Source organism: Spiroplasma endosymbiont of Virgichneumon dumeticola, assembly GCF_964264745.1.
In the GTDB taxonomy this organism is placed as follows: Bacteria; Bacillota_I; Bacilli_A; order Mycoplasmatales; family VBWQ01; genus Spiroplasma_E.
In genome coordinates this window covers 768,541-792,556 of the sequence record NZ_OZ183478.1, presented here as the reverse complement: position 1 = coordinate 792,556, position 24,016 = coordinate 768,541, and the positions used below count along the sequence as shown (strand labels likewise).

The 24,016-nt window shown below is 25.9% G+C and carries 31 protein-coding genes and 1 riboswitch; of the genes, 10 read left to right on the top strand and 21 right to left on the bottom strand.

The genetic code is table 4. The features are described 5' to 3' along the window. Window positions 1-87 precede the first annotated feature (87 nt). From rbfA to nusA, 4 genes are read right to left on the bottom strand one after another with little or no spacing between them, the layout of a single operon-like run. On the bottom strand, window positions 88-447 hold the full coding sequence (rbfA, locus tag ACFEL4_RS05120) for a 30S ribosome-binding factor RbfA (protein WP_375316834.1): 360 nt from the start codon (window positions 445-447) through the stop codon (window positions 88-90). A 1-nt stretch (window position 448) separates the two neighbouring features. Beyond that, entirely contained in the window at window positions 449-2,281 is a 1,833-nt protein-coding gene (gene infB / locus ACFEL4_RS05115) for a translation initiation factor IF-2 (RefSeq protein WP_375316833.1), read from the bottom strand. A 27-nt stretch (window positions 2,282-2,308) separates the two neighbouring features. After that, window positions 2,309-2,599 (bottom strand): RNase P modulator RnpM, encoded by a 291-nt coding sequence (gene rnpM, locus ACFEL4_RS05110; protein ID WP_308150027.1) that lies wholly within the window; start codon window positions 2,597-2,599, stop codon window positions 2,309-2,311. Between the two features lie 16 nt (window positions 2,600-2,615). Then, a complete protein-coding gene (nusA, locus tag ACFEL4_RS05105) occupies window positions 2,616-3,797 on the bottom strand; it encodes a transcription termination factor NusA (RefSeq protein ID WP_375316832.1) in 1,182 nt (393 codons plus the stop codon). A 389-nt stretch (window positions 3,798-4,186) separates the two neighbouring features. Here nusA and ACFEL4_RS05100 point away from each other — a divergent pair, with 389 nt between their 5' ends. Continuing rightward, on the top strand, window positions 4,187-4,495 hold the full coding sequence (locus ACFEL4_RS05100; RefSeq protein WP_375316831.1) for a hypothetical protein: 309 nt from the start codon (window positions 4,187-4,189) through the stop codon (window positions 4,493-4,495). On the opposite strand, the gene ACFEL4_RS05095 is transcribed toward ACFEL4_RS05100, so the two are convergent. Both ACFEL4_RS05095 and ACFEL4_RS05090 read right to left on the bottom strand, forming a co-directional pair. Continuing rightward, window positions 4,492-5,313, bottom strand: a complete 822-nt coding sequence (locus ACFEL4_RS05095; RefSeq protein ID WP_375316830.1) for an IS1595 family transposase — start codon at window positions 5,311-5,313, stop codon at window positions 4,492-4,494. The two genes, ACFEL4_RS05100 and ACFEL4_RS05095, sit on opposite strands and share 4 nt — an antisense overlap. 39 nt (window positions 5,314-5,352) lie before the next feature. Next, window positions 5,353-8,640: a DEAD/DEAH box helicase gene (locus tag ACFEL4_RS05090; protein ID WP_375316829.1), complete on the bottom strand. Its 3,288-nt coding sequence runs from the start codon at window positions 8,638-8,640 to the stop codon at window positions 5,353-5,355. A 225-nt stretch (window positions 8,641-8,865) separates the two neighbouring features. Here ACFEL4_RS05090 and ACFEL4_RS05085 point away from each other — a divergent pair, with 225 nt between their 5' ends. Next, entirely contained in the window at window positions 8,866-9,126 is a 261-nt protein-coding gene (locus ACFEL4_RS05085; RefSeq protein WP_375316828.1) for a hypothetical protein, read from the top strand. On the opposite strand, the gene ACFEL4_RS05080 is transcribed toward ACFEL4_RS05085, so the two are convergent. From ACFEL4_RS05080 to ACFEL4_RS05050, 7 genes are all read right to left on the bottom strand, one after another. Continuing rightward, window positions 9,041-9,796 (bottom strand): recombinase RecT, encoded by a 756-nt coding sequence (locus ACFEL4_RS05080; protein ID WP_375316827.1) that lies wholly within the window; start codon window positions 9,794-9,796, stop codon window positions 9,041-9,043. The two genes, ACFEL4_RS05085 and ACFEL4_RS05080, sit on opposite strands and share 86 nt — an antisense overlap. Before the next feature lie 15 nt (window positions 9,797-9,811). After that, window positions 9,812-10,015, bottom strand: coding sequence for a hypothetical protein (locus ACFEL4_RS05075; protein WP_375316826.1), 204 nt, complete (start codon window positions 10,013-10,015; stop codon window positions 9,812-9,814). A gap of 6 nt (window positions 10,016-10,021) precedes the next feature. Further along, window positions 10,022-10,180, bottom strand: coding sequence for a hypothetical protein (locus ACFEL4_RS05070; RefSeq protein ID WP_375316825.1), 159 nt, complete (start codon window positions 10,178-10,180; stop codon window positions 10,022-10,024). Window positions 10,181-10,814: 634 nt separating this feature from the next. Further along, window positions 10,815-10,961 (bottom strand): hypothetical protein, encoded by a 147-nt coding sequence (locus ACFEL4_RS05065; RefSeq protein WP_375316824.1) that lies wholly within the window; start codon window positions 10,959-10,961, stop codon window positions 10,815-10,817. Window positions 10,962-10,974: 13 nt separating this feature from the next. Next, window positions 10,975-11,223: a hypothetical protein gene (locus ACFEL4_RS05060; RefSeq protein ID WP_375316823.1), complete on the bottom strand. Its 249-nt coding sequence runs from the start codon at window positions 11,221-11,223 to the stop codon at window positions 10,975-10,977. Then, entirely contained in the window at window positions 11,202-11,393 is a 192-nt protein-coding gene (locus ACFEL4_RS05055; RefSeq protein WP_375316822.1) for a hypothetical protein, read from the bottom strand. Before ACFEL4_RS05055 ends, ACFEL4_RS05060 begins: the two co-directional genes overlap by 22 nt. Window positions 11,394-11,839: 446 nt before the next feature. Then, a complete protein-coding gene (locus ACFEL4_RS05050) occupies window positions 11,840-12,316 on the bottom strand; it encodes a hypothetical protein (RefSeq protein WP_375316821.1) in 477 nt (158 codons plus the stop codon). 452 nt (window positions 12,317-12,768) lie between these two features. Then, window positions 12,769-12,938: riboswitch (M-box (ykoK) riboswitch) on the top strand. 108 nt (window positions 12,939-13,046) lie between these two features. On the opposite strand from ACFEL4_RS05050, the gene mgtA reads away from it, so the two are divergent. From mgtA to ACFEL4_RS05020, 6 genes are all read left to right on the top strand, one after another. Then, window positions 13,047-15,764, top strand: coding sequence for a magnesium-translocating P-type ATPase (gene mgtA / locus ACFEL4_RS05045; protein WP_375316820.1), 2,718 nt, complete (start codon window positions 13,047-13,049; stop codon window positions 15,762-15,764). Window positions 15,765-16,644: 880 nt separating this feature from the next. Continuing rightward, window positions 16,645-17,055 (top strand): hypothetical protein, encoded by a 411-nt coding sequence (locus tag ACFEL4_RS05040; protein WP_375316819.1) that lies wholly within the window; start codon window positions 16,645-16,647, stop codon window positions 17,053-17,055. After that, entirely contained in the window at window positions 17,055-17,180 is a 126-nt protein-coding gene (locus tag ACFEL4_RS05035; protein WP_342218012.1) for a hypothetical protein, read from the top strand. The genes ACFEL4_RS05040 and ACFEL4_RS05035 overlap by 1 nt, the downstream gene beginning before the upstream one ends. Before the next feature lie 255 nt (window positions 17,181-17,435). Next, the gene (locus ACFEL4_RS05030; protein ID WP_375316818.1) at window positions 17,436-17,642 is read left to right on the top strand and encodes a hypothetical protein; all 207 of its coding nucleotides are present in this window, start codon (window positions 17,436-17,438) and stop codon (window positions 17,640-17,642) included. Window positions 17,643-17,645: 3 nt separating this feature from the next. Further along, window positions 17,646-17,903 (top strand): hypothetical protein, encoded by a 258-nt coding sequence (locus ACFEL4_RS05025; protein ID WP_375316817.1) that lies wholly within the window; start codon window positions 17,646-17,648, stop codon window positions 17,901-17,903. Window positions 17,904-17,918: 15 nt separating this feature from the next. Beyond that, on the top strand, window positions 17,919-18,080 hold the full coding sequence (locus ACFEL4_RS05020) for a hypothetical protein (RefSeq protein ID WP_375316816.1): 162 nt from the start codon (window positions 17,919-17,921) through the stop codon (window positions 18,078-18,080). 109 nt (window positions 18,081-18,189) lie between these two features. Here ACFEL4_RS05020 and ACFEL4_RS05015 read toward each other — a convergent pair whose 3' ends face one another. Beyond that, the gene (locus ACFEL4_RS05015; protein WP_375316815.1) at window positions 18,190-18,993 is read right to left on the bottom strand and encodes an IS1595 family transposase; all 804 of its coding nucleotides are present in this window, start codon (window positions 18,991-18,993) and stop codon (window positions 18,190-18,192) included. Between ACFEL4_RS05015 and ACFEL4_RS05010 the strand changes: the two genes are divergently transcribed. Together ACFEL4_RS05010 and ACFEL4_RS05005 are read left to right on the top strand one after the other, a co-directional pair. Continuing rightward, the gene (locus ACFEL4_RS05010) at window positions 18,974-19,111 is read left to right on the top strand and encodes a hypothetical protein (protein WP_375316814.1); all 138 of its coding nucleotides are present in this window, start codon (window positions 18,974-18,976) and stop codon (window positions 19,109-19,111) included. The genes ACFEL4_RS05015 and ACFEL4_RS05010 overlap by 20 nt on opposite strands. 43 nt (window positions 19,112-19,154) lie before the next feature. Further along, window positions 19,155-19,682 (top strand): hypothetical protein, encoded by a 528-nt coding sequence (locus ACFEL4_RS05005; RefSeq protein ID WP_375316813.1) that lies wholly within the window; start codon window positions 19,155-19,157, stop codon window positions 19,680-19,682. Window positions 19,683-19,921: 239 nt separating this feature from the next. Here ACFEL4_RS05005 and ACFEL4_RS05000 read toward each other — a convergent pair whose 3' ends face one another. The 7 genes from ACFEL4_RS05000 to ACFEL4_RS04970 form a co-directional block, all read right to left on the bottom strand. Then, entirely contained in the window at window positions 19,922-20,089 is a 168-nt protein-coding gene (locus tag ACFEL4_RS05000; protein WP_375316812.1) for a hypothetical protein, read from the bottom strand. Between the two features lie 50 nt (window positions 20,090-20,139). After that, complete coding sequence (locus ACFEL4_RS04995) at window positions 20,140-21,384, bottom strand: hypothetical protein (protein WP_375316811.1); 1,245 nt, start codon at window positions 21,382-21,384, stop codon at window positions 20,140-20,142. Between the two features lie 27 nt (window positions 21,385-21,411). After that, the gene (locus ACFEL4_RS04990; RefSeq protein ID WP_375316810.1) at window positions 21,412-21,693 is read right to left on the bottom strand and encodes a hypothetical protein; all 282 of its coding nucleotides are present in this window, start codon (window positions 21,691-21,693) and stop codon (window positions 21,412-21,414) included. A gap of 109 nt (window positions 21,694-21,802) precedes the next feature. Beyond that, complete coding sequence (locus ACFEL4_RS04985) at window positions 21,803-22,084, bottom strand: hypothetical protein (protein ID WP_375316809.1); 282 nt, start codon at window positions 22,082-22,084, stop codon at window positions 21,803-21,805. Further along, entirely contained in the window at window positions 22,027-22,275 is a 249-nt protein-coding gene (locus ACFEL4_RS04980) for a hypothetical protein (protein ID WP_375316808.1), read from the bottom strand. Before ACFEL4_RS04980 ends, ACFEL4_RS04985 begins: the two co-directional genes overlap by 58 nt. Continuing rightward, window positions 22,229-22,621, bottom strand: coding sequence for a hypothetical protein (locus ACFEL4_RS04975; RefSeq protein WP_375316807.1), 393 nt, complete (start codon window positions 22,619-22,621; stop codon window positions 22,229-22,231). The genes ACFEL4_RS04980 and ACFEL4_RS04975 overlap by 47 nt, the downstream gene beginning before the upstream one ends. 102 nt (window positions 22,622-22,723) lie before the next feature. Then, the gene (locus tag ACFEL4_RS04970; protein WP_375316806.1) at window positions 22,724-23,569 is read right to left on the bottom strand and encodes a hypothetical protein; all 846 of its coding nucleotides are present in this window, start codon (window positions 23,567-23,569) and stop codon (window positions 22,724-22,726) included. Between the last annotated feature and the right edge of the window lie 447 nt (window positions 23,570-24,016).

Below are 24,016 nucleotides of genomic sequence, written 5' to 3'. Positions count from 1 at the left end.
TCAAAAAATTTAGCCTTTAAAAGTCAGTCTAATTATGGAAATAGACTTGATTTATTGCTTTAATTTAAGTATTAAAATTATTTATTATTATTCATTGTTATTTGAATTTTTTTTAATGTTTGAAAGAATTTCATCAATCTTTTTAACTTTAGTACTAGTTTCATCATATTTAAAACGGAGAATCGGTACTTTATATTTACTACTAGTTTTAGCTAAAGCACTACGACAGAAACCTTTCGCCTTTTCTAAAGCTACACTTACTGCTTTGATATCAATGTTATCAAAGTAAATAGTTCAATAAATGGTTGCATAACTATTATCTTTAGTAATTTTAACATCAGTAATAGTAATATCTTTGAATAAAATATTGTTAGCTTGTGTTTTAAGAATAATGTTTATTTCTTTTTTAAAAGCACTTGCTTGTTGCTCTAATTTTAATAAGGCCATGTTATTTCTCCAATACTTCCTCAACTAAGAATGATTCAATAATATCATTTTCTTTTAAGTCATTATAGTTTTTAATAGTAATTCCACATTGCGTTTCTTTTTTTGCTTCTTTTAAATCATTTTTTTCATGTTTTAAAGTGCTAATATCACCAGTGTAAATTACAACATCATCACGAATGATATGAACTTTACTATTACGTTTAATTAACCCATCAATAACCACACAACCAGCAATTGTTCCTACTTTTGAGAAGTGAAAGGTTTGGATTACTTGTGCTTGACCAAGGACTTTATCTTCAAAAGTTGGCTCTAGTAGTCCTTTAGCGGCTAATTGTAGTTCTTCAGTTACTTTGTAAATAATGTTATGTAACCTGATTTCAACGCCAGCATTTTCTGCTGCGGTGCGAACAACATTATTAGGGCGAACATTGAAACCATAAACAATACTATTTGAAGTTTGGGCTAGTTTAATATCAGATTCACTAATTCCGCCAACATTGGCCCGAATAAATTTAACAGTAATATCATTAACATTAATTTTTTGTACGGCTTGCACAATTGCTTGGACTGAACCTTGCGTGTCAGCACGAATAATAACGTTAATTTGTTTTAATTCACCATCAGATGCATCTTGTACTAAGTTACCTAAAGTAATTTGACGATTATTACGTGATGTATTTGTTTCTTGTGTTTTTCGTGCAAGAGCTACTCTTTGTGCTGTTTTATCATCATTAAAAACAATAAATGATTCACCAGGACTAGGTGCAGTTTCAAAACCTAATACTTGGACAGGCATTGATGGCCCTGCTTTAGTAATTTCTTTTCCTAAATCATTGATTAAGCGTTTAATTTTTCCTTTAACACTACCTGCTACGACAATATCGGTTACTTTTAATGTTCCACCTTGTACTAATAATGTACAAATTGATCCAACGTTTTTATCATGGTGTGATTCAATAACTGTTCCATTAGCAATGCGACTAGGATTAGCTGTTAATTCTTTAAGTTCTGCAACTACTAGTATCACTTCTAACAAGTCATCAATACCTTGATGTTTTAAGGCACTACCATAAACAAAGATAGTATCACCACCTCATTCTTCACTAGTTAATCCACATACTGATAGTTCATTCATAATGCGGTCAGTGTTAACGGTAGGTTTATCCATTTTGTTAACAAAAACAATAATGGAAACGCCAGCTACTTTGGCATGGTCAATAGCTTCACGGGTTTGAGGCATAACACCATCATCAGCAGCTACTACTAATATGACAATATCGGTAATTTTAGAACCACGAGAACGCATTTCTGTAAATGCTTCGTGACCTGGTGTGTCAATAAAAGTAATTAGTTTATTAGTGGCAGTTTTTACTTGATAAGCACCGATGTGTTGGGTAATACCACCATGCTCTTTGTGTGTAATTTTAGAATTACGAATGGTATCTAGTAGTGTTGTTTTGCCGTGGTCAACGTGTCCCATGATGGTTACCACTGGTGGGCGTTCTACTAGTTTTTTCGGGTCATTATCTAATTCTATATTTTCTAATAGGTTTTCATAAGTAATGACTTTGGTTTCTTCAAAGTCAAAACCTCATTCTAAACAGATTTCAGCCATGCTATCTTTGTCCAATACTTTATTTTGATTAAATAGTTGACCTTTTTTCATGAAGTATCGGATGATGTCGGTTACTGGGTGATTTAAACTTTTGGCAAATTCTGATATTGTTAGTGGTTCACTAAATAAGAATGTTCCTTTTTCGTTAATTCGTGATGTTTTTTGTTTTAATTGTTGGTTAATATTTTGTGTTTGTTGAGATACTCGTTTTTTTGCCATGTGCATCTCGCCTTTCGTTTGGGAAAATTAGTCTCAATTTTCTTGGATTTCTTTTATTAGTGCATCATAAAATTCATTGGGAATTTTTGTTTTTAGCGCACGTGCTAATCCCTGATTTTTTTTCAATTGAGGAATTAAATTCAATCTGGGTTGGATGTAAGCACCACGACCAGCATGTTTACCAGAAGTATCAATTAGCAGTGTCCCGTCTTTGGTAACAACAATTCTAATTAGTTCGCGTTTTGGTAAAATAGTGTTAGTAATAACACATTTGCGCATAGAGATTTTTTTGCGTTGGATTAATGGGTGATTTTCCATAAACTCCTCCTTTTATTTAATAACGAACTTTATTATTTCAGTGAGTTTTCTTTTTCAACTCTTTGATAAAATTATCGTACTCGTTTTCTTTAATATTACCATTTCAAGTGAATTTAATATTGTTTTCTTGTGCTTGTTCTAATGAAGAAATATTAATGTTTCAGTGAGTAACTCCAGCTGCTAGTTTTGCTGCCATGCCATTTTTACCAATGGCTAATGATAACTGTTCAGTTGGGACAATAATATTAGCTTGTTTATTTTGTTCGTCAATCGTAATTGAAATAACTTTAGCAGGTGTTAAAGCGTTAATAATATAAGTTTTAATATCAGGGCTTCAAGCAATAATATCAATTTTTTCACCACTTAGTTCAGTAGTAACTAGTTTTGTTCGTTCGCCGTTTTTACCAATACAAGCTCCGATTCCATCAATACTTGGGTCATGACTTAAAATGGCTACTTTAGCACGAATCCCAGGAATGCGGGCCACATCTTTTATTTCAATTACGCCTTGAGCAATTTCTGGTACTTCTAATTCTAGTAAACAACGTAAGAAGTTGGGATGAGTTCTTGATGCTAAGATTTGACCATAGTTTTTATTTTTAATGATGTCCTCAACATAAAATTTAATGTGTTCAGTATTAACAATTGGTGTATCTTTGGTTGGAATTTCATTAGGAATTTGATTTTGACGTGGTAAAAAGGCATAAGCACGTCCAATTTTAATAAGCATGTATGTTTCTTCTCTGCTTTCAACAGTACCAATTAAGATATGGTCTTTTTTGTCAATGAATTCATCGTAAATTGATATTTTTTCAGCTTCACGAATTGATTGTTTGACTACTTGAATAGCTTGAAAAATTGATAAACGTGAAAATTGATCAGTGGGGATTAGTTTGGTATATGTATCACCAATCGTTAAATCTGGATTTAACTTTTTAACAGTTGATAAAGCAATTTCAGTATCAATATCTTCTACCTTTGCTACTACTTTTAAATCTTGATAAATTTTAATTTCGCCTTTTTGCAAAGCAATTTCAACACGGATATTTTCAAGTGTATCACTTTGACTTTGACGTTCATAAGCTTTAATTAACCCTTCCTTTAAAGCTTCGATAATGTCTTCTTCATTAATTTGTTTTTCTTCAGCGATTTCTTTAATTGCTGCTAAAATAACCTCATTGCGTTCTTTTTCGCTCATTTTATCCTCCTTAAAGTTTGGTAAATAAATTATGTTTTTATAATATTTGAAATAGATTTATTTCAAAATGTTTATATATTAATTATTCCCTGATAAAGAAAGATTAATATATTACATTAAAAATAATAAAGACAGCTTGTAGCTGTCTTGCTATAATTCTAATTCATAAATTATTATACAATAATCTTATTGATAAAACAATATTTTCAAACAATAAAATTTATTTTACAGTAACTTTGAACACCTATAATTTAGAAAGAAAGACAAATTTGCTAGTTTTTAATGACTTAGTTACTAAACTTTGTTATGATAAATAGTGTTTAGATATAGATATTAGAAAAACATAAGGTTATATTATTCAATAATAAAAGAATGGTGGATAAGTGTATATGTTTAAAAAAGATGGTGTTATTAGTCTAATTGACTATTTTAATATGACAATTATGGTTAATTATCTTAATTTGGAAAAAACTAAATCACAAAAGAAAATTGATAAGAACTTAAAATTTGAAATTGAAAATGTGATGTTGGATTTGAGAAGTTTATTTTTACAATTAGAAGGCTTAGTAAAAACTATTAATACTAATAAAACGCAAATTATATTTAAAAAGGCTTTTCTCCCTTTATGTACTATTTTTAAATTTTATCACATAAATGCTGAGAAAAGCCTATCTACGGACTTCTCCCCACATTTTTAAATTAAACATAGCATTACAGTTTCAAAACTAGGTATGTTATTGAATTTATATGCAGCTTCTTTTGCATATAAATGAATATGATGTTTTGCAACTTTGATATGTGTTTTAAATGTTCTTCGTATATGTTTTCATACTGACTCAATTTGGTTGGTATTTACACCAGTTTTTGAAACATAGCCATCTTGATGGTTAACTGTTTCATGCTTAGTGAAAACCGATTTCAAATCGCGATATCCTTTTCAAGAATCAGTATGTACATCACACTTTGAAGAAATGTGGTTTATTGCAAACTGCAAAAGATTTTTACTGTTTGCGTTTTTCAATACTTTCACAATCAGATTGTTGGTTGTTTTTTCATAAATACCAACAATCAAGGTTTTGTTCAACAAGGATCTTCCTTGTTTTTTAAAACCCATATGTGAAAGATACATTTCATCCATTTGCACTATGCCCTCAACAATGAATTGAGGTTCTTGTTTAGCAATGGCACTTCGGATTTTATGACCCATTCTTCAAGCTGTTTTCAAGGTCACTCCCAATGCTTTTGCAACATCAGTTGATGGAATTCCATGTTTGGTGTTTATTCATCTAAAGATGAGATAAAACCAAGATATTAAAGGTGTTTGTGACTTTGAAAATATAGTGCCCGTGAGAATACTGAATGTTTGATGACATTTCAAACATCTCATTTTTCTTAAATTAGAAGTATTCAAATTAAAACTAGAACACCTAATACATTTGCTTTGTTTCAAACTTGCTATATATGCAAGACATTGTTTTTCAGTTTGAAAAGTATTATTGAACTCATTCAATTTCATTGTTTCCTCCACAAGTACATGTGGGGAGAAGTCCGAAAATTAATTTAGATCTAGTAGACTTTTTAGTTCAGTTTCACTTAAGTTAGTAATTAGTTGTGCATCATCAGAACTATCAATTACAGAATCAATCATTGCTCGTTTTTTATCTTGAATGGTAATTATTTTTTCTTCAATTGTGCCTTTGGTAATTAGTTTGATGACTTGGACAACTTTTTTTTGTCCAATGCGGTGGGCACGGTCAGTAGCTTGGTTTTCTGTTGATGGATTTCATCATGGATCAAAGTGAATTACAACATCAGCGCTAGTTAAATTAAGACCAACTCCTCCTGCTTTTAAAGAAATTAGAAATACGCTAATATTTTTATCATTATTAAATTCTTCTACCATCGCTAAACGTGATTGGGTTTTAGTGCTACCATCTAAATAAAGAAAGTTAATATTTAATTTTTCACAAATGGGAGCAATATTTTTTAAAACACAAGTAAATTGAGAGAAAATTAAAATTTTATGTCCTAAACCAATTAACTCTGATAGCATGTCTTTTAAAGCATCAATTTTAGAACTTTCATTAGCATAACCTTCATTTAAAATACTAGGGTCACAACAAATTTGACGTAACATTGTTAAGACAGCTAAAATTTTAATTTTGCTTTGGTTAAAACCTTTAGTATCAATGGTAGCATCTAAATCTTTTTTGGCAGCACTCACGTAGGCACTATACATTTTTTTCTGACGGTCAGTCATCTCAATAATAATTTTATTTTCAATTTTATCAGGTAACTCTAAAGTTACATCTTTTTTTAATCTTCGCAAAATAAAAGGTTGTACTTTACTATTTAATTCGTTTAATAACAGTTTATCTTCATTTTTAACAATTGGTGTTTCATATTGTTTTTTAAATTTATGGTGTGATAATAAGAAACCAGGTAATACAAAATCAAAGATTGATCATAGCTCTGTTAAATTGTTTTCAATTGGTGTTCCTGTTAGGGCAAACCGAATTGGAGCATTAATATCTTTAGTAGCTTTGGCATTTAACGAAGTAGGATTTTTAATGTGTTGGGCTTCATCAATAAAGCAATGAGAAAATGATAGAGATTCATATTGAGTAAAATCACGTCGTAATAGTGGATATGAAGTAATTAACACTTGGTAATTTTGATGATCAGATAAGATAGATTTTCTTGTCGCTTTGTCACCAGCAATAACAATAGTTTTTATGTGAGGAGCAAACTTATTGAATTCACTTTCTCAGTTGTAAATAATAGAAGCAGGGCCAATAATTAATATTGGTTTCATGCTGGGATTTTCTTCGTATTCTTGAGCAATATAACTAATAGTTTGTAATGTTTTTCCAAGACCCATTTCATCAGCTAGAATGCCACCAAACCCAATTCCGGCTAAGGTTTTTAATCATTGATGACCTTTGATTTGATAATCACGTAATGTAGCATTAAGGTTTGAATTAATAGTAATTTTATTTTCTGCAAAATTTTTAACTTTTTTAACAAAATCTTTAAAAAATTGATCTTTTTTAATTGACACACCTTTAAATGATTTTAGTTGTTGCTCTAAAAAGAAGGCGTTAAATTTTGGTAATTTTAATTTACCAGGTGCTAGAACATTTACTGGGACATCAAATTTATCAATCAATTTCGCAAATTTTTGTAGTGTTTTATTTTGCAAGTCAATAATCGCACCATCTTCTAAGCGGTGATATTTATTAGTAGATTTCATGGCATTAAAGATTGCTTGTAGTTCTGTAGCAGGGATTTTGCCTAAGGAAAAATCAAATTCTAACAGACTATTTTCTGGGTTTAGACGAACAGCACTAGTAACTAATTTAAACTCAATAAAACGTACTTTTTTAAAATCATCAGTATAATAAATGGTTGAATGTTCTTCTAATGGTGGTAGGAATTGGTCTAGTAATTTCATAATATCATTAATATCACTTAAAAATAGTTGATTATCTTGTTTAACAAATGGTAGTAAATTGATAAAATTATAGTATTTTTTTTCTTTATCATAATCACGGATTACTAGTTTTGTAGGGTGATTACGATTATTATCTATATCAAAAAAGACTTTACTGTAATTAAAAATTGGTTTTAAGATTACTGATTTTCCATCAAAATCAAAGTAACTTTCAATTACTAAACTGTTATTTTCAACATATTCTGGTATTTGTTCATCAATAGTAACAATATCTGTTTCTTGTTTTAAAACAGGAATAATATATTGAAATGCTTCTTGACTACCCTTTTCATCAAATAAAATTTCATTTTTATTTTGCAAGTTCATGGTTTGTAAAATAAACCCACTACTATTAAGATATTTATCTTGTAAAAATGATATTTTATTGTTATCGAAAATGGTTTGTAGGCGGATAGTTAAAAATAAAGGGTTAGTCTTTTCATTTTTAATTAGAATTTTATTATCTTGGAGTTTAACACTTAAATTAACTTGGTAGTATTTTTCAGTTATGGGAACATTAGCATATAAAGTATCTTTTATTACTAAATCAATTCTTTCATTTTTCATAAACTTGAAAAAACGTTCCGTTTGTAACGCTAACATATTAAAACAATTGCTTCTATTTTTATGATAAACATAGTTAAATTGTGCTATTTGGGAATGATTAAACAACTCTGTTTCTTCTTTTAAAAATTTTAATAATCTTAAAAATTTGTTACTATATTGTTCTGATTCAGGAATTAAAGGAATACCATAAAGATTGGCAAAACGTCTTTCTTGCACAAATGTCGGTTTTTCTTTCATTAATAATTCCAAAAATTCATTAATATCTTTTACTTCTTGGAAATTTTTAATTCCGACACTAAATTTTAATGCAGCTTTGTTTTCATTAATAATTTCACATGTAATTTTACAATCAATAGTATCTGTTGTTACAATTTTATTAGATGATTGTTGCATTTTAAAAAAGTTAATTAAATCAGTAGTTGGTTGGAGAAAGCCACTTCATTGTAAAATATCTCCATTTGATTTATAAAAACAATAAAGTAAAGCACCAATAATATGTTTACAATCAGATCGATTAGTTAAAACATACATGCAATTACATGTTACCTTTTCTAACTCAACTTTATTATTAAAATATAAAAAACTAATTCCAACTTTATACTCTTCATTACTTTGTGAAGCTAAACAGGAAAAAATAAAAATCAATTGATTTCTTTCATTACTGATATTAATTATTTCTTTTTTAAGTAATGTTAAATAATTATTTTTATATATGCTTTGACCACGATATAATATTGTAGTTGGTGCTATTTGTTTAATGAATTCAATATTAAAATTTGACATTTTAGTTATTTTTGCTCCTTCAATTTAGTTAAAAGTTATTATATAATTATACCTAAAAGTATATTTTTAAAATATAGAAAAACTAAATATTTTAAAATTATTCCTGTGTCCCAAAATGAGATATTATTATTGTGATCTTAATCTAAATTGTGGATCATTGGGGAATATTAATTTTACTATAATTTTTTTACGGACTTCTCCCCACATGTACTTGTGGAGGAAACAATGAAATTGAATGAGTTCAATAATACTTTTCAAACTGAAAAACAATGTCTTGCATATATAGCAAGTTTGAAACAAAGCAAATGTATTAGGTGTTCTAGTTTTAATTTGAATACTTCTAATTTAAGAAAAATGAGATGTTTGAAATGTCATCAAACATTCAGTATTCTCACGGGCACTATATTTTCAAAGTCACAAACACCTTTAATATCTTGGTTTTATCTCAATTTGGATTATCAATATATATTTTTTCAGTTTCAGTAATGACTGCTTGGTCATTTTCATAAGCAGTTTGTAATTCAACTGACATAATGCCCCATTTTCTTAATAATTGAGTTAGTACAGTTTTAAGTGCCGTTGCTTCAAAACTACTAACAATAAATTTTTTATTTTTTTTATAAGTTTCACTATAAGTATTAAAATGATTTTCTATTTCTTCTTTACTCATATATAAATATTTTTCATAACCATTTTTTAATTTAAAATAAGCAACATAACCAATTACTGGTGCTTTTAAACGTTCTAATTCATTTTGTATTCAAGTAAATTTAATACCTTTTAATCTATCTATTTTTTTAATTTCACCAAGTCTTACATCACTAACGTTAATTTCTTTATATTGTTGACTACGTAATGCTAATTGAATATAACCTTTATAACCCATTTGAAATTGTGCTTTACCTTTAAAAGGTACAACTCAACAATAACCAAAGTTTTTTTCTAATGGTAAATTTAATAATGTTGCTTGATAACAACTTTCTAATATAGTTCCTAAATTAGCATTTACTAAACCTAAATTATTTTTAATTGCTAATACATTACTTTTAAATCTTTGTATTTCTTTTTCATTAATAATACTCCCTTGATTTTTATTAGTAAATCATTGTTCAATAGTTAATTGATTTTTATTAATATTACTTAAATTATTAGTCATTTTTTATTTCTCCTTCTACTTTCATTTTTTAAATTTTTTAAATCTATTATCTAAATGTACTTCAATATTTTTATTTAGATTAATAACTAAATGACTATTAATAATAATTCAATTATTTAGATTACTATCTAATTTTTTAGGTAATTTATCAAATTCAATTGAATTACAAGAATAAATAGTTTTTTCTTTAATTGTTTTTTCAGTAATCATTTTTATCATTCTTTTCTATTCATATTTATTTATCCTTGTTTTTAATAAACTTAATTCATATTTAATTTGTTTTCTAATTTCAAATTCAATTACTTCATCCTGCGCATATTCTAATAATTCATTTAAATATTTAATTTTTTCTATTTCTTCTTTATTTAAATTATTCATTTTCATTTTTAATTTCTCCTTTAAAATATTTTGTTTTTGCATTAAATCATTCAATTAATAATTCATTTGTTATTTCAATTTCTATTTCTTTTTGTTCATTTTTATTTGTTAAATATACATAAGTTTTATTAAATAGACTTATACCATTATTTTGTAATATTCAATAATAAGCAGTTAATTGTAATTTAATTCTTTTTAATTTATCTTTATCAATACAAGCATAAGTTTTATAATCAACTAAATAATACTTATTTTGTAATTTATCTAAATAAACTAAATCTGGTGTTCCGGCAATATCATTATGACTAATTGGTTTTTCAATAATAAATTCAAAATTATTTTTATCTTTAAATTTTTCTTTTAAAAATATTAATGATTTTTCACAATAAGAATAATTTATTTCATTTGTTAAAGGTTTTAATTTTTTTAATAAATCATTAATAATATTTTCTTTATTAATATTAATTAAATATAATTCATTAAGTTTATGAACTCATTTACCACGAACTGCAGCATTTTTTAAAACTTCTGGTGATATATGACTATAACCAAAACCTAAATAATTATCAATAATTCTAGAAACTGATATTAATTCTTTATCTTCTAAAAAATATTGATGTGTATCTTTTTAAAAATTAAATTATTCATAATTACTTAACCTTTTAAAACATTTATTACATGTTCTATTATTTATAGATGATTTTTTACGACAAATATCACAACTATTAGTAATAATATTATTTAAATAAGTTTTTTTATATTCAAGATTTTCTTTTCATAAATACATATATATTCTCCTTTTAACTATTTATATCTAATTCCATTACTAATATTTCATAATTTGTAATAAATGCTTTTGTAGTAACTATTCTTTCATAAGTATCATTTAATATAGGATGTTTATAATTTTTATGAAAATTAATAGCATTTTCAATTTTAGTAAATACTTTATATTTTATTTCATCAGTATAATTAACTTTATATTTTAATAAATAAGCATATTGAATTATCTTTTCTCCTTTCTTAATTATTTTAAAAATAACAATCAATCTTTAACTAATTGTGGCATTTCATTAATTATTTTTTTATAATCATTAATTGCTTCTTCTAATATGTTAATTTCAGTAAATTTAAAACAATTCTCAATATGTAAATCAAAATCTCTATCAATTTTGATATCATGTTTTCTATATTTTTCATTAAATTCATTTCTAGTCATTTTATTTCTCCTTAAAAATTTTTTAATATTGACCGTTGCCTACAGCAGAAAGGTCAATATATTAATACGTATATGTTTGCGGTTCTTGTTCACTAGTGGTGACAAGACCTAAATAAATTAAATATATATTACTAATTATTTAATTTATGTTAATATATAATTGATAAGGTATGTATGTAATATATAACCCCCTTTATGTGTAATGATTTAAAAATAGAAATAAAACAGGGTTTATGGTTAAACTATTTCCTATGCGCTAATATAAATCAATCTCAATTAGATAATTTAACAATTCTATTAATATTTTAAAATCACGCTTTTATCCTGATATAGAAGTATTTACATTTCGTACTCACAATTTGACTTCTATGACAGTTGATTTAATTCTTAACAAAAAAAGAACGATAGTTATATCGTTCTTGTTAGTTTTAATCTATGAGTTAAAGTTATGCGCCCGGTTTAAGATAAACTCCTGATTCTATGTTAACAGCTACTACTACGGGTATATCTGTAGTTACTTCTACTGGTGTTACTATTGTGTTATTGTTTGATGATTCGTAAAGATATTGGGTATAAGTGCTTGTAACATTTTGAATGTGTTTTGTAACGCAAGTAGCAGGGCATAGGTCATAACTTGAGGATAAGTCAACTGCAGGCTGTAAATTTTGTAATTCTTGATTTAAAGTCTCTATTTTATTTTGTAATTCAATTTCTGTTGACAGTCTTTGCTGGTTTTGAATTGTTAATTGTTGGTTTTCTATTTCAAGTTGTGTTAATTTGCTAGTTACTTCTTTAAGCAATGTTTCATTCTTTTTTAGTTTTTCTTGTAATTTACGTTTCTCTTTTTGAGTATTTGAATTTTGAATTTGATTAGTTAATTCTTTGTTTACTTTGACAAGATTATCTTTTTCATTTTTTAACAAGGCTTTTCTCCCTTTATGTACTATTTTAAATTTTATCACATAAATGCTGAGAAAAGCCTTATTTTATTTTCTTTTATCTCTTTTAGAATTGATGTTGTAAAAATATCTTTTGTACTATCTTTTTTTCAAATCTATAGTGTTTTTATTTTTAACTGAAGTTGAAAAGCTTTAACAATATCAAGATTACGGGTAATCATTTCTTCAGTAATTAATTCATAAGATTTAGCCATTTCAATTATTCCTCTCTTATGTTCTTAAATAAAAAATGCAAATCTCTAAACTTGTAAAAAAGTTTAAGGACTTACATTTTTAATATTATAACACGAATATTTTAATAACGTAATATTAATCATCAATATGGGAAATAGATAAAGATTAGGTTAATTATATCAATATTGATTGATGTTTATTTTTAATTCTGTTATAAATAACTTGTATTTTAAAAACTAATAATTATATTCTGTTCAAAAAGGCTCCTTTATAGAAATACGCTACTGCGCCCATCCTATGTCCAAAGACATTTTATGGGTCAACAGCAACAGTCGGATTAAGGCTTTTGCTAATGTAGCTGGTAGTATACCCTAAGCTATATCGTGCTCATTCTGCAACGAGGGAATATTAATGTCCTGCTATTTTTTGTAATTATCACGACTTTATTCTCTTTGAATAAAGTTTTTTTATTTATAGTATACAATTAAAGTAAACAAGTTTAGAACTGGGGTTTTGTGTCATGCGCTTTTGAAAGAAGAAACATAAAGAACTAAAAACAACGACTATGTTTAAAAAATTCTCCCAAATGTCAAAAGAAGAAGCCATCAAAAAATTAAATGGTAATATGAAAGGTTTAAAAATCAATGATGTTGAAGATAGAATCAAAGAATATGGGAAAAATATTTTTTCTCATAAACGTTTTGTCTGATACAAAAAATTAGTTCATAATATTATTAATCCATTTATTATTATATTAACATTAATTGTTATTTATAATTTTATTAGTTATAGTGTGATTGATGATAGCGATGATCGTAATGTCGATTTGTTTAGTGCTATTATTGTGTTAGTGATGATTGTAATGAGCGTATTTATTTCTTATTTTCAAGATTATCGTTCCTATAAATCATCAGAAAAATTAAGACAATTAATTGAAACAACCGCCAGTGTTTTTCGATTTCAGGACAAAAATAAAAATATTGATTTTAATGATTTAAATAGTATTTCAAATTTTACGCAAGAAGTACTAATTGAGAATTTAGTACCTGGTGATATTATTTTCTTATCTTCAGGTGATATGATTCCTGCTGATGTTCGAATTTTAGCATCAACCGATTTATTTATTAATCAAGCAGCCTTAACAGGTGAAACCTTACCAGTAGAGAAACACGCTATTGACCCCACTAACGATGTTAAGAAAAGTAGTATCTTGGAACTACAAAACTTATGTTTTATGGGAACAAGTGTTGTTTCTGGTGGTGCTATTGCTATTGTTATGGCGACAGGTGCTAATACATACTTTGGTTCGATTGCTAGTGCTGTCACAGGAAAACGACCTACTACTAGTTTTAATAAAGGTATCAAAAAAGTAAGTTATATTTTAGTTGGTTTTATGTGTGTGATGGTACCATTAATTTTTATTGTTAATGTCGTTACTAAAGAAAGTATTTTAACTGCGTTAATCTTTTCAATCTCGGTTGCTGTAGGTATTACCCCAGAAATGTTACCAATGATTGTTAGTGCTAATCTAGCACGAGGTGCTGTAAAATTATCACGTAAAAAAGTTATTGTTAAAAATTTAACTAGTATTCAAAATTTCGGCGCCATGGATATTTTATGTACCGATAAAACTGGGACATTAACTGAAGACCGTATTGAGTTAGTTAAACATTTAAATCCTGAAGGTGTTGAATCCGATAAAGTGTTAGCAATGGCTTATTTAAATAGTTCTTTTCAAACAGGATTAAAAAATAATATTGATAAAACAATTGTTGAACATATTAAAGCTCATCATAATAGTGTTACTGATATTCCATATCGTAAAATTGATGAAATTCCTTTTGATTTTGCACGACGTAGAATGTCAGTTGTCGTATCAAAAAATAAAGTAACTAACACTTTAATTTGTAAGGGTGCCGTTGAAGAAATATTAAAAATTTGTACACAAGTTGATATTGGTGGCAAAGTTATTACATTAACTGATAAAATTAAAGATAATGTTTTAAAATTAAGTGTTGATCTGAATAATGATGGCTTACGGGTAATTGCTATTGCCTATAAACCATTTACAAGTGATAAAAAAATCTTTAAAATTAGTGATGAAGAAAAATTAATTTTATCAGGATATATTGGTTTTTTAGATGTACCCAAACCAAGTGCTATTAAAGCAATTAATTCATTAAATCAACATGGGGTAGCAGTTAAAATCTTAACTGGTGATAATGAAATTGTTACTAAAGCCATTTGTAAAAAAGTAGGATTAGAACCAGGTGTTCCATTGTTGGGAACTGATATTGAAAATATGGATGACCAACTTTTACGCACTATTGTTGATAAAACAACTATTTTTGCAAAAATGGATCCACTACAAAAAGCACGTATTATTGATATGCTAAAACTAAATGGTTATACTGTTGGATTTTTAGGTGACGGTATTAATGATGCTGTGGCTTTACACCATGCTGATGTGGGAATTTCTGTTAATAGTGCTACTGATATTGCCAAAGAAGCTTCTGATATTATTTTATTAGAAAAAGATTTAGAAGTTCTAGAACAAGGTGTTGTTAGTGGTCGGATTACCTTTGGTAATATTTTGAAATATATTAAAATTACTATTTCTTCTAATTTTGGTAATTCACTAAGTATTTTAATTGCTTCAATTTGATTACCATTTTTACCAATGATGGCTATTCAATTGTTGTTGCAAAACTTGTTATATGATATTTCACAATTAGCAATTCCTTGAGACCGTGTTGATAATGACTTTGTGGCTAAACCACAAAAGTGAGATACTAAGAGTATTTTACCCTTTGCCTTCTGAAATGGTCCTTTAAGTTCGTTCTTTGACATCACCACCTTCTTATTTTTAGGATACGGTTTACATATTTTTAGCAACTATAATAATTCATCAGGAGCAGATGCCTTATATTGAATATCGTTATTTCAAACAGGATGATTTATCTTAGGAGTTACTAGTCAAACCTTAATTGTTCAGTTATTACGAACTTCAAAAATCCCCTTTTTACAAAGTCGTCCATCATGACAGTTATTCAGTACTACCGTTTTAATTACCGGAATTGGGATTTTAATCCCTTATACAGCATTAGGAACTATTATTGGTTTAACAACAATTTCACCAATCTTTTATGTTTATTTATCAGGAGTAGTAGTAGTATACTTCTTTGCTAGTCAATTGTTAAAAATGATTTATATTAAAGTTAATAAACGGTGATTGTAGGTATAAATAATAAAAATATTTATACCTAAGTGGTATTATATTAATGTTATAAGATGAAAGTTATACAAGGAATAGTTAATGCTTTTTATTTTTTTAATGTATCCAAAATTTTCTTTTATTTCCATCTGAACAAGTTTTATAAAAAATGTACTATATCGATCTAATTCAATAGATTTATTAAATGTGTCTTTTCAAATATCACTAATCTCGTTGAACTTAATTGTTCTAGAATATATAGGTCTTATAAAATTGATATGATTATCATTTTTAATATTAAAATAATCATGATTGCTAGATTCAGTTGTCATTAGTTGTACTTTTACATGACTTGGATAAGACTTAATAACAATGACAGGACGATATTTTTGTTTTCCAGTTTCTTTCTCAATATCATTGATTATTTGAACTCTTATACCACGACCTCTTTGTAATTTTCTTCAATCTCAAGATTTATTGGGAGCATGGCGAAGATGTCGATAACTACATCATTGCTGGCAATAGATTCCTTTCTAACCCTCATTACAATCTATAGCAAAATTCACAAAAAGACGAGAAATAAGTATCGTCTTTTTTTGTAATTGTAAGATTTGCAAATTTTATAACCGTCTTTACCACTATTATCAACACGTGCTAGGGACATAAAATAGTGAACCATAACACAGTTGTTCAAAATAGTGGCTAGCATGTGGACTTGCATGTAAAAATAAAAAGTGGAGTGATACCTAATAAAATATACTAACCATGAATAATGGTAATCCTTGGGGTAGGAGCGGATTGGCAACTAGTGTATATAGACCCGTTTTGGGGGACATATTGTAATTAATTCTTTATTCATCAGCACTGCCACCCCCAGTGAGCAATTAATGATTTTATTTTTTCAATGTTAACTGTTAAAAAAAATACTTTTTTACAACAAAGTGATATTGATAATATACTTAGTAAATTAACTTTAATTATTGAACGTGGTATATTTAATCCAAAAATGGGTCGTGGTAAAGAAACTTTAGACCATTTAAGAGGTTTTATTGCTGGACAATTTAATAAATTATTAACAAAAGATATGTTAATAAGTCCAAGTGAATGAAAAAGTTGATGAAGTAAAAGTATTAATGAAGATATTATTAAGTTTGATTGAATAGGAATTGGTCCACGTGCTTGAGATAAAGAATTATCATTAGAAATAGCAAATTGATTAATTAAACAAAATAATTGAAATATAGAAATTAATGACCATGACCAAGCAGAAAGTTTATTAATTGGTTGATATTATATAAATAAGGAGAATAAATAATGATTTGTTATTACTGTAATAAAAAAGCAAGTATTAAATTAAATAATAGAAAATTAAAAGATAAAGATACTAAATTTGAAATGTATTTATGTAATAAATGTTGAAATAATAAAGATTTTGATTAATAGGAGAATAAATAATGAAAAAATATTTATTTATTTGTTCTTGTGATAATGTTTATCTTAGTTTATGAAGAGCAATGTTACATCAAAATTTTCATAAAAGTAAAATTACAGTTTATTTAATAATTTAATAAGAAAAAATTTATAAAAGGAGTAAAAAATGAAAATTAAATGAAAGAAAATGGGTTATAAAAAATTACATAAACATAAATTAAAAATTGAAAGAAATAAAAGAAGAGAAAATAAGGAGAATAATTAATGCAAAAACCAAAACAAGAAAAAGTATTATTAAAATGTATTGTTAAAGATTGTAATAAAAAAGTATTAATTAAATTACAATCTACAGATTTAGAAAATACTTCTATTCAATTTTTTAAAATGTGTAAAAAACATCAATTAGATTTTAATAATAAAGTAAAAGAAATAAAAGAATATTATGATAATAAAATAAAAATTAAGGAGTAAATAATGATAAATTGTACAATAGATGAATTTTTAAATAAATGAAAAAAAGAAAAATATTATAATGTAAGTGTTGGTCATTTTTCAGTTGAACAAGATTTTACTTTAAATTTTAAACAATTACATATTGATAAAAATAATATTGAAGAATTTAAAGAATTGATAAATGATTATGAAATAAATGTAAGAATGTGAAATATAAAAGAAAGATGTAAACAATGTCATCATCATAATTCTCAAATAGAAATTGATGAAGAAGAATAAAATAAGGAGTAAATAATGAATAAAGAAATAGAACAACAAATTAAAGAATTTACTAATCAAATAAATATTAAATTAACTAACACTGAACAAGAAGTATTAAATATAATTATTAATAATTATATAAATATTAGTAAACATTTAATTGACATAAGTGAAAAACATAAAAAAGAACATTAATAATTAAAGGCTTTTCTCCCTTTATGTACTATTTTTAAATTTTATCACATAAATGCTGAGAAAAGCCTATCTACGGACTTCTCCCCACATTTTTAAATTAAACATAGCATTACAGTTTCAAAACTAGGTATGTTATTGAATTTATATGCAGCTTCTTTTGCATATAAATGAATATGATGTTTTGCAACTTTGATATGTGTTTAAATGTTCTTCGTATATGTTTTCATACTGACTCAATTTGGTTGGTATTTACACCAGTTTTTGAAACATAGCCATCTTGATGGTTAACTGTTTCATGCTTAGTGAAAACCGATTTCAAATCGCGATATCCTTTTCAAGAATCAGTATGTACATCACACTTTGAAGAAATGTGGTTTATTGCAAACTGCAAAAGATTTTTACTGTTTGCGTTTTTCAATACTTTCACAATCAGATTGTTGGTTGTTTTTTCATAAATACCAACAATCAAGGTTTTGTTCAATAAGGATCTTCCTTGTTGAACAAAACCCATATGTGAAAGATACATTTCATCCATTTGCACTATGCCCTCAACAATGAATTGAGGTTCTTGTTTAGCAATGGCACTTCGGATTTTATGACCCATTCTTCAAGCTGTTTTCAAGGTCATTCCCAATTCTTTTGCAACATCAGTTGATGGAATTCCATGTTTGGTGTTTATTCATCTAAAGATGAGATAAAACCAAGATATTAAAGGTGTTTGTGACTTTGAAAATATAGTGCCCGTGAGAATACTGAATGTTTGATGACATTTCAAACATCTCATTTTTCTTAAATTAGAAGTATTAAAATTAAAACTAGAACACCTAATACATTTGCTTTGTTTCAAACTTGCTATATATGCAAGACATTGTTTTTCAGTTTGAAAAGTATTATTGAACTCATTCAATTTCATTGTTTCCTCCACAAGTACATGTGGGGAGAAGTCCGTAATTAAATTATACATATTTAATAAATATTTATGATATAAAAATAATATAAACTTAATAATAGTTTTTAACTCATTATTTTAATAAAAAATAAATGAGTTTTTTAATTTAGATAAGGAGAAAAAAAATGAATTTTTTATTAGAAAAATTATATGAATTGAGAAATATTAAAATTAAAAAATTAACAGTATGAAGTTTAATTGGCGTAGGAACTTTACAATTAAATAATATGTGAAATGTTTTAGCAACAAAAATTAATAGTGGAAAAGAGATTTCTTTTTTTAGTTTTACTTGATGAAAAGAAGAAATTTTGGAATATTCTTTAACTATTAGTGTTATAGGAACTTCTATTGCTGGTATATTTTGAATGAATTTTATTCAAGTTGGTGCTATGAATTGTATTTGAAATAATATAAAAAAATCATTTGGAAAAATTGATAATAATGATGAAAAGAAAATATTAATAAAACGTTTGACAGAATTAGAAGAAAAATATAATAAATTATTATTATTAATAAATACTGATAAAAATTCAAATCCACAGTCAAACAAAAGAACAGTATTATTACAAGAAGACATATTAAATATAAATAATGAAGAAAATTTATTAAATTCAAATAATCATTATAATCGTAATCATGGTGTTACTTTATAAATAAAAAAAGTTACCTTAATTGGTAACTTTTTAATTAGGTGCCAACCTAATGAGACAATGAATTTAACACTTACATAAGTAAGTGTTTTTATTATATATTACTTTTATAGATTTTAAAATAAATTTTGGAAAATAAAAAGTTATCATTTCTGATAACTTTTAACCTTAAACTCAATCTATTTATCTATTCTAATAGATTACTTAAATTATACATTAATATTTAAGATTGTGGGGGAATGTTAGTTTCAAACAGTAAATGAAGCAACTAAAAGAGCAATAACTACCAACAAAACTACTATGGAAACTATAGAAATAGTAATTAAGAAAAATGTATTATTATAAATTTTATCAATAAATTTATCTTTTTTTATTTCATGAATTTTAACATTGTTTTTTTCTGTATTCATAATTTACTCCTTTGTTAATTAACTTAATAATATAAGGCTTTTCTCAGCATTTATGTGATAAAATTTAAAAATAGTACATAAAGGGAGAAAAGCCTTAATTTATATAAAGTAGTTCAATTAAAAGCATTACCAGTTAAAGCACCTTTATTTTTATATCTAAATTGTGCAACTGAAAGTTCATTATAATCACCTTGATAAGTAAATTGATTATCACTATAAAATGTATGTCTTTCTTCACCTTGATGTAATGATTGAGTTACAATTGTATCAATAATATAAGCATAATTTGAACCATCACTAACTCCATTAGGGGTAGGATTTCATTGACAATCTTTATCTTCATTAGTAAATGGACTTGCTATATCTAAAAACTCTGTATCTTCTGCTAAAATATAAACTTTATTATTTTTCTTTTGTGATAAATCAACAGTTGATATTTTCTCTTTTACACTTAATTTCTTCCCAGTAGTAGGGTCTCATGGATAAACACTAACTCTATCACTTAATTTCATAGTCATAGCAGTTGTACTAACATTTGCACCTAATAATTTACCAATAGCAAAATCATTTTCATTTGTAAATACATTTAATGGAATTAAACCACCATTACCGATAATATTTTCTAAATTACTTGTAAAAAATGCAGACATAAAACCATTAAAATATAACATTTTTTTATATTGTTGAATATTTTGAGTAATAACTCAACTACTTCAAATACCTAATGTTAAAGCATTTAATAATTTACCAATTAATGGTATATCACTTAATGCAAATGGTAATCATTGATTTGAATCATAAGGCATTTGAATTAAACTACTAAATACTACTGAATTAAAATTTAATATAGCACTCATATATTTTTGACTTATTTTTGAATAATCTACAGTTGGTGAACCAATAATTAAATTAGTATCTGGGTCTTTATATTTAAAATTACTAGACATATCAACATTATAGCTACCAGAGATATTATTAATATTTCATTCACTATCTCAAAAGAATTTAGCTTCTCCAATTGCTGTACCATTACTATTAGTTGCTTTTGTTTTATCAAATGCTAACATACCTTTAAAATCTTTTGTAACAAATAAATTATCTTGAAAATTTAATGAAGTTTTTAATCATTCTGTAAAATTTTTAAAATTAAGATAACCAGTAGGTTTTGCATCCATTAAATTATAAAATGTAGTTTCTGGATGACTATTAGTAGTTATTTTATCATTAATACCTGCTAATAAACCACCATTATTTTTAATTGATGTACTTGAATGGTCATTATTACCAGCAATCAATAATCTTCTTGAAGCAAATACTTTTTGTTAAAATATTTCTTCATTTTCTTTTTGTATTGGTGCTTGACCTTGAATAATTGGTCTACCATAATAATAACAACTTGATAATAATTCTAAACCATAAGATTGTCTATGACTATATCTAACTCCAATATCGCGCATTAAAGTACAATTTAACGTTACTTCTCCTTCTTGAATAGTAGGGAAAGCATAAACACTACCAGGACTTGCATATTGTACATAATCAAGTGTATTTTGACCACTTGCTACTGCTCTATCATTAACTGAACTAAAAGTTAATACCTGCATACTAAATTCACCATTATAAGGACTATAATAATTAGTTACATTTGAAATATATAATAATTGTCTATCTTGATTTTTACCAGTATTACCACCAATATTTTAATTTTTATCATTAAATACACAAAAAAAATTGTAAATAATCATCTACTGTAATTTGTTCTTCAAACATAACTAATGTATATTGTCTTGTAGTAGAAATTGTTTTAAATAAACTATTATTAGGTAAACCACCAAAATCTACACCACTTGTATCATCAATTAAATAAGCATTTCAATAATCACCAATTTTATATTTTTTAGTATAATATTGATTTTGACCTGTTTTTTTATGAGTAGTTAGGTCTGTAATACCTTTATTTTTTTGATATATATTAGTACTTTTTTTCAAATACATACAACTGGAGTATTACCAGAAAGTATTAATTCATATTGACCAAAATCACTAATTTTACTATTAATAGGTTTATAACCAGTTCCAGTTAAAGGTATTGCTCCATTATTAATTATAAATGGAAATATTTTTCAATGACTTAAACGTTTAATTATTGCTTGTTGTCTCTTTAGATGTAGATGTGCGTGTTTCATTAATTGAATTCGTTGATGATTGCTCATTTTCATTATCTCCTAATTCTTTATTTAATTTTTTATTTTCTATAATAATATTTTCTAATTTATTTTCTGCCATAAGTTGGTCAATATTATCATATTCACCAATGTCTTCACTTACTGTCATAGTACCATTATTTAATCTTGAATTAATAATTTGGTCAGTCATTGCTATAGGTATAAATTTAAATGAATAAGGTCTTTCACCAATACCATTTCATAAATTTTCACTAATAAGAAGTAAATCAAATATACGATAAAAATAAGCACTATAAAATGCTATTTTAATTTCTGTTTTTTCCATATCAAATTTATTATTAAACATACTTTGTGTTTTATTTGTATAAACATCATTACCATGTTCATCATAATCATAACCTGCACCATTAAATATGGCTTTAGCAGTACCATTATAATCTAATCAATATTAACTAAATTTAGGGTCACCTTGAATAATTTGCATACCACCATTACCATTTTTATCATAACCTGCACTACCAACATTAACTATCATATCTTTTTTAGGATTTTCAATAATATTACCATTTTCTTGCATTTCTTTTGCTGTTTCATTATCTAATGAAGCAAATAAAGTAGTAACATTTAATTCTCTTTCTAATCTTTTTTGTCTAATAACACGATTTAAATCATATATTAAATCTCATACTTCTGTACAATCTGGATATGCATTTAAAGTAGTTGTATTACCATATAAATTTATAATTGGTAAATTAGTTATTTCAAAAATAGGAATATAATTAAATGGATTTTTAATTTCATAAGTATTTAATGGTGTTATATTTGGTTTTAATTTAGTTCTTGTAGAACCTAAAATAATATCTTTATTATTATCTTTATATGTTTCATATTTAACTTTTCCATTTTGTATTGTTACTCAAGTTAAAGTTGCACTATCTGCTTGTTCATTAATAAAATAAAATTCTGCTGCTTGTTCTTGTTCATTATATTTAGCAACTCTACCACAAAAACTATTAGGTAATATTTTAAGGGATTTACTATTATATTCATTAATTATAATCATAATAAATACTTTACCCATTAATGAATTTTGTAAACCAAATTTATAAAATTTTTCTAATCATTTATCTTTTAAATTCATATCATTAAGATAATCTAATATTTCTTTTTTACTTGAATTAAATAAAAAACCTTTACCTAATCATAATTTAGTTGATTTTTGAGCAATAATCATTGGTATATCAATATATCATTTTGATTTATCACAACTTAAATATTCCATTGTATTTATCATATTAATCACCACCAAAATTACTTTATCACTAACATCACTATTAACTATATGAGTTTCTTTATCATATTTAATATCAATAGTTTCTTTTGGACTTTTAAATTCAGGTACTGTAGTAGATGTATTAATACCTCTAGTATCAATATTAATAACCGGTCTTGATCTATTTTGTGGATGAGTAATAGTGATTTTAGTTCTAGTATCTGATGATTCTAAATTAGTATAAGGAATATATTCATTTAAAGGACTATCTTCACCACAATTTGAAATAAATTTAGGCTTTTCTCAGCATTTATGTGATAAAATTAAAAATAGTACATAAAGGGAGAAAAGCCTTTTAATTTTATCAATATGAGTACTATTTTTATTAAATCAAATCTTATTTAATATTTTATATTATTTATTATCTTTTGATATTGGATTAATAGTATTTCATATACCAATTGGTTT